Raw genomic sequence first — 8,429 nt, 5'->3', positions numbered from 1 at the left:
CAACTGCTGGCCAGCGGTAAGTCGGTACGTTTCCTGGTGCCCGACGCGGTCCTGGCCTACATCGATGCGCACGGTCTATACCGTGCGTCGAACTGAACAAGGCGTGCTTCACTGATACGAATCACCGTGTCCCCAAGCCGCCGAATACACGAGCAAAACGAGTTTTATATGACTGACAAAGACGTAAGCAAAGTTAAGCGCAAAGGCACGTTCAAGAGCGCACCGCTGCCGGTCGAAGTAAAAACCGGCCCAGAGCTGGCTGGCGAAGAGCTGGTCAAAGTCGCTGTCGCTGCCCTTGAAGACGTCAAGGCGCAAGACATCCAGATCCTGGATGTTCGCGACAAGCAAAGCATCACCGACTTCATGATCATCGCCACCGGTACCTCCAACCGCCAGATCGGCGCGATGCTGGACAAGGTTCGCGAAGCGGTCAAAGCCCAGGGCGTCAAGCCATTGGGTGAAGAAGGCAAGGGCGACAGCGACTGGGTTCTGCTGGATATGGACGACGTGATCGTGCACATGATGACCGCCTCGGCGCGTCAGTTCTACGACCTGGAGCGTCTGTGGGCCGGCGCCGAGCAAAGCCGTGCGGCCGATGCCAAGCACCACAGCCCGGAAAACACCCACGAGCATTTCACCAAGCTCAACAAAGACCAGCTGTAAGGGATTGCTGTGCGACTGCGCCTGATCGCCGTCGGTTCACGCATGCCCAAATGGGTGGAAGAAGGCTGGCATGAATATGCCAAGCGTCTTCCTTCCGAGCTGGCGCTGGAACTGGTGGAAATTCCGCTCAACACCCGTGGCAAGAATGCCGACGTGGCCCGCTTCATCCGTCAGGAAGGCGAAGCCATGCTGGCCAAGGTCGGGCCGAATGAGCGAATTGTGACCCTCGAAGTCCATGGCAAGCCCTGGAGCACCGAGCAGTTGGCGGTTGAACTCGACCGTTGGCGGCTGGATTCGCGCACGGTCAATTTCATGGTCGGTGGCCCGGAAGGGCTGGCGCCGGAAGTCTGTGCCCGCGCTGATCAACGCTGGTCGTTGTCGCCGCTGACGTTGCCGCACCCGCTGGTGCGGATTCTGATCGGCGAACAGTTGTACCGTGCCTGGACCGTGCTGTCCGGTCACCCTTACCACAAGTAATCCTGCCCTCATGTCTCAGCCGATCCGCATCAAGGACCACGAAAAGGACGCACGCCTGGTGCGTAGCCGCGTCGTGTTCGGGGCCGTGGCGATTGTGCTGTTGATTGGCGTGTTGATCGCGCGGCTGTATTACTTGCAGGTGATCCAGTACGACTACCACTCGACGCTCTCGGAAAACAACCGCGTCCATGTGCAGCCGATTCCGCCTACACGCGGGTTGATTTTCGACCGCAACGGCGTGGTGGTGGCGGACAACCGCCCGAGCTTCAGCCTGAGCATGACCCGCGAGCGTTCCGGCGACTGGCAGCAGGTGCTCGACGTCATCGTCGAAGTGCTTGAGCTGACGCCGGAAGACCGGGTGATTTTCGAAAAGCGCATGCGTCAGGGGCGCCGGCCGTTCGAGCCAGTGCCGATCCTGTTCGAGCTGAGCGAAGAACAGATCGCCCGTATCGCGGTGAATCAGTTCCGTCTGCCCGGCGTCGAAGTGGTGGCGCAATTGGTCCGTCACTATCCGCAGGGCGCGCATTTTGCGCACTCGGTGGGTTACATGGGGCGGATCAACGAGAAAGAGCTGAAGAGCCTCGATCCGGTCAACTACAGCGGCACCCACCACATCGGCAAGACCGGCATCGAGCGTTTCTACGAGCCGGAATTGCACGGTCAGGTCGGTTACGAAGAAGTGGAAACCAACGCCCGTGGCCGCGTGTTGCGCGTGCTCAAGCGTACCGATCCGATTCCCGGCAAAGACATCGTTCTGAGCCTGGACATCAAACTGCAGGAAGCCGCCGAAGCTGCACTGGGCGGTCGTCGTGGCGCGGTGGTTGCGCTCGATCCGAAGACCGGCGAAGTGCTGGCGATGGTCAGTCAGCCGAGCTTCGACCCGAACCTGTTCGTCACCGGCATCAGCTTCAAGGCTTACGCCGAGTTGCGCGATTCCATCGACCGGCCGCTGTTCAACCGCGTACTGCGTGGTCTGTACCCGCCGGGCTCGACGATCAAACCGGCGGTGGCGATTGCCGGCCTCGACTCCGGTGTGATTACGGCGTCGAGCCGAGTGTTCGACCCGGGTTATTACATGCTGCCCAACTACGATCACAAATACCGTAACTGGAACCGCACCGGTGACGGCTTCGTCGACCTCGACACGGCGATCATGCGTTCCAACGACACCTATTTCTATGACCTGGCACACAAGCTCGGCATCGATCGGTTGTCGGCTTACATGAACAAGTTCGGCATTGGCCAAAAGGTCTCGCTGGACATGTTCGAAGAATCCCCCGGCCTGATGCCATCGCGCGAATGGAAACGAGCGACGCGCAAGCAGGCCTGGTTCCCGGGCGAAACCCTGATTCTCGGGATCGGCCAGGGCTACATGCAATCGACCCCGCTGCAACTGGCGCAAGCCACCGCGCTGGTCGCCAACAAAGGCATCTGGAACCGTCCGCACCTGGCCAAGTCCCTCGAAGGGCAGAAGCCAGTGGACGAGAACCCGATGCCGGACATTGTTCTGCGCGATCCGTCGGACTGGAACAAGGTCAACCACGGCATGCAGCAGGTGATGCATGGCGCGCGCGGGACTGCGCGTAAAGCCGCGATTGGCGCGCAATACCGCATTGCCGGCAAGTCCGGTACCGCGCAAGTTGTGGCGATCAAGCAGGGTGAAAAATACGACCGCTCCAAGGTTCAGGAGCGCCACCGCGACCACGCCTTGTTCGTCGGTTTCGCCCCGGCTGACGATCCGCGAATCGTTGTTTCGGTGATGGTCGAGAACGGTGAGTCCGGTTCCGGCGTTGCCGCGCCCGTGGTGCGTCAGGTCATGGACGCCTGGCTGCTCGATCCCGAAGGTCGATTGAAGGCCGAATACGCCAGCCCAATCAGTGCGGAGGCTACGGCCCGTGATGAATAATTTTGATCGCATGCTCTCTAGCGAGGATGTGATGCGTCGTCGTGCGACGTTGCTGCAACGTCTGCACATCGATGGCCCGTTGTTGATTCTGTTGCTGATCCTCGCCGCCGGCAGCCTGTTCGTGCTGTATTCAGCGAGTGGCAAGAGCTGGGATCTGCTGGCCAAACAAGCCACGTCGTTCGGTATCGGCTTGGTGTCGATGATCGTCATCGCCCAGCTCGAACCGAGGTTCATGGCGCGTTGGGTGCCGCTCGGTTATGTGGTCGGGGTGGTGCTGCTGATGGTCGTGGACATCATGGGCCACAACGCCATGGGTGCGACGCGCTGGATCAACATTCCCGGGGTGATCCGCTTCCAGCCCTCGGAATTCATGAAGATCCTGATGCCGGCGACCATTGCCTGGTACCTGTCCAAACGCACGTTGCCGCCGCAACTCAAGCACGTCGGTATCAGTTTGATGCTGATCGGTGTGCCGTTTGTGCTGATCGTCCGCCAGCCTGACTTGGGTACTTCGCTGCTGATTCTTGCTGGCGGCGCTTTCGTATTGTTTATGGGTGGCTTGCGCTGGCGCTGGATTCTCAGCGTGCTGGCGGCGGCGATTCCGGTGTCGGTGGCGATGTGGTTTTTCATCATGCACGACTACCAGAAGCAACGGATCCTGACGTTCCTCGACCCGGAAAGCGATCCGTTGGGCACCGGCTGGAACATCATTCAGTCGAAAGCAGCCATCGGTTCCGGTGGCGTGTTCGGCAAAGGCTGGCTGCTCGGTACCCAGTCGCACTTGGATTTTCTGCCGGAAAGCCACACCGACTTCATCATTGCCGTACTGGGCGAAGAGTTCGGCCTGGTGGGCATCTGCGCGTTGTTGCTGATCTATCTATTGCTGATTGGCCGGGGGCTGGTGATCACCGCTCAGGCGCAAACGCTGTTCGGTAAATTGCTTGCCGGTTCGTTGACCATGACGTTTTTTGTTTACGTTTTCGTCAACATCGGTATGGTCAGTGGCCTGTTGCCGGTTGTAGGGGTGCCGTTGCCGTTCATTAGCTACGGAGGAACTTCGCTGGTGACGCTGCTGTCAGCGTTTGGGGTTTTGATGTCGATCCATACCCATCGCAAGTGGATCGCACAGGTTTGAATAAGGTGAAGAGTTCAATGCAAGTAATGCGTGGCTGGGCGACTCGATGCGCGCCGTGGGTTGGCCTGGTTGGCCTCCTTGGGAGCGTGCAGGAAGCGCTGGCCGGCGAATACGAAGGCTCACCTCAGGTGGCCGAGTTCGTCGGTGAAATGACCCGCGATTATGGTTTCGCCGGTGAACAACTGATGGGTGTGTTCCGCGAGGCGCAGCGCAAACAGTCGATTCTCGACGCCATCTCCCGACCTGCCGAGCGGGTCAAACAGTGGAAAGAATATCGCCCGATGTTCATCACCGACGCGCGCATCGCCCGTGGTGTGGACTTCTGGCGTCAGCACGAGGCTACGCTGGCCCGTGCCGAGCAGGAATACGGCGTGCCGGCACAAGTCATCGTGTCGATCATCGGCGTCGAGACCTTTTTCGGACGTAATACCGGTAATTTCCGGGTGATCGATGCCTTGTCGACGCTCGGTTTCGACTATCCTCCCCGTGCCGAATTTTTCCGCAAGGAACTGCGTGAATTCCTGCTGCTGGCGCGTGAGGAACAGGTCGATCCATTGACCCTCAAAGGCTCGTACGCCGGGGCAATGGGCCTGCCGCAGTTCATGCCGAGCAGCTTCCGCGCCTACGCGGTGGATTTTGACGGTGACGGCCACATCAATATCTGGAACAACCCGGACGATGCGATCGGCAGCGTTGCCAGCTATTTCAAACGTCACGGCTGGGTCGCGGGTGAGCCTGTGGTCAGCCGCGCCGATGTCCGTGGCGAGCAGGTCGATGAAGGCCTGACCACCGGCATCGAGCCGACAAAAACGGTCGGAGAGTTGCGGGCGCTGGGCTGGTCAAGTCATGATGCGCTGCGCGATGATATGCCGGTTACTGCATTTCGCCTCGAAGGCGAGAACGGCCCTGAATACTGGATGGGCCTGAAGAATTTCTACGCGATCACGCGTTATAACCGCAGCGTGATGTACGCCATGGCCGTACATCAACTGTCTGAACAGCTGGTACAAGCACGGGGCGTCAAGTAATGCAGGCATTGCCTAACAATAAACCCCTGAAGCTGGTGGCCTTCGCTGCGTTGGCAGTACTGGTCGCCAGTTGCACGACCAGCCGTTCGCCGACGCCGAAAACAACCTCATCCACTGCTGTGCGTGCGCAGCCGGGTCTGGACATCAACCGTGCGCACAAAGACGGCGCACCGTGGTGGGACGTCGATGTCTCGCGTATTCCCGACGCCACACCGACCCTGCACACCGGCCCGTACAAGGCCAACCCGTACACCGTACTGGGCAAAACCTACTTCCCGTTGCAGGAATCCAAGACCTACGTCGCATCTGGCACTGCGTCCTGGTACGGCACCAAGTTTCACGGTCAGAACACCGCCAACGGCGAGGTCTACGACCTGTACGGCATGAGTGCCGCCCACAAGACATTGCCGCTGCCAAGTTACGTTCGGGTGACCAACCTGGACAATAACCGCACGGTGATTCTGCGCGTCAATGACCGTGGGCCGTTCTATTCCGATCGCATCATCGACTTGTCCTACGCCGCCGCGAAAAAACTCGGTTATGCCGAAACCGGCACTGCGCGCGTCAAGGTCGAAGGCATCGATCCGCAGCAATACTGGGCCGCCAAGGGCCGTCCGGCACCGCTGATGCTCAACGAGCCGCAGGTCGCGCAGAACAGCGCGCCGGTGATCACGGCCTCGGCCGGCACCGTTGAGCAATGGACGCCGCCACCACAGCAACATGCCTCCGACACCGTCCCCGTGCCGATGAGTGCAAAAAAAAACGCTTCTGCAACAGCAACTGGCCAGTATCTGCAGGTGGGCGCGTTCGCCAACCCGGACGCTGCAGAACTCCTGAGGTCGAAGCTCAGCGGGATGGTGAGCGCTCCGGTGTTTATCAGCTCGATCGTGCGCAATCAGCAGACCCTGCATCGGGTACGCCTGGGGCCGATCGGCTCGCCGGGTGAAATTGCCCAGGTGCAGAACAGCGTGCGCCTGGCCAACCTTGGTTCGCCAAGTGTGGTCACTGAATAAGTAGCAACGTAGAACTTGATTGACGGTTCACCAGCGATTGGGGGGTGAACCAGGTTGTTGGCTCGTCGAAGAACAAAAGCCCGGCAAGGGTGACTGGAGTGAGCAACTGAACCCGCGATGGCCCGTTAGAAAGCCATCTGATTAAATTTTGTCCGCAAGGGCAGTTTCCATTAGCGATTTCGAGAGACGGATGAACATCACCACCTTTGCCAAACGCCTGTGTCTGCTAGTCCCGCTGCTCCTCTCGCCAGCCGCCTTCGCGGCCGAGATGATGCCGTCGCCACCACAACTGGCCGCCAAAGCCTACGTTCTGATGGACGCCAGCAGCGGCAACGTGCTGGTAGAGAACAATGGTGACCAGCGTCTGCCACCGGCCAGCCTGACCAAACTGATGACCGCGTACATCGCGACCCTGGAAATCCGTCGCGGCCAGATCGGTGAAAACGATCCGGTGACCGTCAGCGAAAACGCCTGGCGCACCGGCGGTTCGCGGATGTTCATCAAGGTTGGCTCGCAGGTGACTGTCAGCGACCTGCTGCACGGCATCATCATCCAGTCCGGCAACGACGCCAGCGTCGCGTTGTCCGAGCACATCGCCGGCAGCGAAGATGCATTCGCTGACCTGATGAACAAGACGGTCACCGATCTGGGCATGACCAATACCCATTTCATGAACCCGACCGGTCTGCCAAACCCTGAGCACTATTCGTCGGCTCACGACATGGCGATTCTGGCCCGCGCGATCATCCACGAAGACCCGGCTCACTACGCGATCTACTCGCAGAAAGAGTTCTTCTGGAACGGCATCAAGCAGCCTAACCGCAACCTGCTGCTGTGGCGCGACAAGACCGTTGACGGTCTGAAAACCGGTCACACCGACGAAGCCGGCTACTGCATGGTGTCCTCGGCTGTACGTGACGGCCAGCGTCTGATCGCCGTGGTGTTCGGCACCAACAGCGAAGTGGCCCGCGCCGCTGAAACCCAGAAGCTGCTGACTTACGGTTTCCGCTTCTTCGAAACCCAGACCTTTTATCAGAAGGGCACCGAACTGGCTCAAGCCCCGGTGTGGAAAGGCACCACCAATCAAGTCAAGGCCGGACTGGCTGAAGACCTGACCATGACCCTGCCAAAAGGCCAGCTGAAGAAGCTCGCTGCGAGCATGACCATGAACCCGCAACTGATCGCGCCAATCGCCAAGGGCGACGTGATCGGTAAAGTCGAAGTCAAACTGGAAGACAAGGTCGTGCACAGCGCTGACCTGATCGCTCTGGATGGCGTCGAGGAGGGTGGTATCTTCCGCCGCATGTGGGATAGCATCCGTCTATTCTTCTTCGGCTTGTTCAACTGATTTGTGTTGACCTGCATGGCCCCGCCCCGATCCGGTGCGGGGCCATGCGCGTTAACACGGCTTGCGCTCTAGAGGCCGTTACGCCATGACCGATACCGAAGTAAAGGCGCCAAAGATCGAATTCCCTGTAACGGATTATCCCGTTAAGGTGATCAGCGATACCGGTGTGGGCAACAAAGACAAGATCATCGACATCGTCAAAAAACACGCGACCATCAATGATGAGCGCATCGACGAGCGTCAAAGCACCAACGGCAAATACACCACCATCCAGTTGCACATCGTGGCGACCGATCAGGATCAGCTGTACAACATCAACAGCGAACTGCGGGCAACCGGTTTCGTGCACATGGTGCTGTGATGTCCGGCACGCTGGGCTTTCGTGAGCTCGGCCAGATGGCGTACGAGCCGGTCTGGCATGCCATGCAACGCTTTACCAACGAACGCGGCAGCGATGCCGCTGACGAAATCTGGCTCGTCGAACACCCGCCGGTGTTCACTCAGGGCCAGGCTGGCAAGGCCGAACACTTGTTGCTGCCGGGTGATATCCCGGTGGTGCAGGTCGATCGCGGCGGGCAAGTGACTTATCATGGCCCCGGCCAATTGGTCGCTTATCTGTTGCTGGATGTACGCAAGCTGGGTTTCGGCGTGCGTGATCTGGTCAGCCGCATGGAGCTTTGCCTGATCGAACTGCTGGCCAGCTACGGGGTAAGCGCAGCGGCCAAGCCAGATGCTCCCGGCGTCTACGTCGACGGAGCGAAAATCGCTTCTCTGGGTTTGCGGATTCGCCACGGTTGTTCCTTTCATGGCCTGGCCCTGAACGTGGATATGAACCTGGAACCGTTTCGACGGATTAATC

General features: G+C 59.5%; 9 protein-coding genes and 1 pseudogene. All 10 read left to right on the top strand.

What is annotated here, in order from left to right; translation table 11 throughout:
- Nucleotides 1-96, top strand: a pseudogene (locus tag ACIP66_RS27545) (nicotinic acid mononucleotide adenylyltransferase); the annotation flags it as partial.
- 72 nt (nt 97-168) lie between these two features.
- Nucleotides 169-663 (top strand): ribosome silencing factor, encoded by a 495-nt coding sequence (rsfS, locus tag ACIP66_RS27540; RefSeq protein ID WP_053124176.1) that lies wholly within the window; start codon nt 169-171, stop codon nt 661-663.
- 9 nt (nt 664-672) lie between these two features.
- A complete protein-coding gene (gene rlmH / locus ACIP66_RS27535) occupies nt 673-1,140 on the top strand; it encodes a 23S rRNA (pseudouridine(1915)-N(3))-methyltransferase RlmH (protein WP_003185785.1) in 468 nt (155 codons plus the stop codon).
- A 10-nt stretch (nt 1,141-1,150) separates the two neighbouring features.
- A complete protein-coding gene (mrdA, locus tag ACIP66_RS27530) occupies nt 1,151-3,046 on the top strand; it encodes a penicillin-binding protein 2 (RefSeq protein WP_053124174.1) in 1,896 nt (631 codons plus the stop codon).
- Between the two features lie 31 nt (nt 3,047-3,077).
- The gene (rodA, locus tag ACIP66_RS27525; protein ID WP_053124173.1) at nt 3,078-4,181 is read left to right on the top strand and encodes a rod shape-determining protein RodA; all 1,104 of its coding nucleotides are present in this window, start codon (nt 3,078-3,080) and stop codon (nt 4,179-4,181) included.
- A gap of 17 nt (nt 4,182-4,198) precedes the next feature.
- Nucleotides 4,199-5,209 (top strand): lytic murein transglycosylase B, encoded by a 1,011-nt coding sequence (mltB, locus tag ACIP66_RS27520; RefSeq protein WP_053124170.1) that lies wholly within the window; start codon nt 4,199-4,201, stop codon nt 5,207-5,209.
- Nucleotides 5,209-6,222, top strand: a complete 1,014-nt coding sequence (locus ACIP66_RS27515) for a septal ring lytic transglycosylase RlpA family protein (RefSeq protein WP_159814959.1) — start codon at nt 5,209-5,211, stop codon at nt 6,220-6,222. Before mltB ends, ACIP66_RS27515 begins: the two co-directional genes overlap by 1 nt.
- 190 nt (nt 6,223-6,412) lie before the next feature.
- Nucleotides 6,413-7,570, top strand: a complete 1,158-nt coding sequence (locus tag ACIP66_RS27510; RefSeq protein WP_053124166.1) for a D-alanyl-D-alanine carboxypeptidase family protein — start codon at nt 6,413-6,415, stop codon at nt 7,568-7,570.
- Nucleotides 7,571-7,655: 85 nt separating this feature from the next.
- Complete coding sequence (locus tag ACIP66_RS27505; RefSeq protein WP_039761816.1) at nt 7,656-7,931, top strand: DUF493 domain-containing protein; 276 nt, start codon at nt 7,656-7,658, stop codon at nt 7,929-7,931.
- A partial coding sequence (gene lipB / locus ACIP66_RS27500; protein WP_400652324.1) for a lipoyl(octanoyl) transferase LipB occupies nt 7,931-8,429 on the top strand: 499 nt, incomplete at its 3' end. The genes ACIP66_RS27505 and lipB, both read left to right, overlap by 1 nt.

Source organism: Pseudomonas sp. NPDC088429, assembly GCF_044753305.1.
GTDB lineage: Bacteria > Pseudomonadota > Gammaproteobacteria > Pseudomonadales > Pseudomonadaceae > Aquipseudomonas > Aquipseudomonas rustica.
This window is presented reverse-complemented; position numbering and strand designations above follow the sequence as displayed.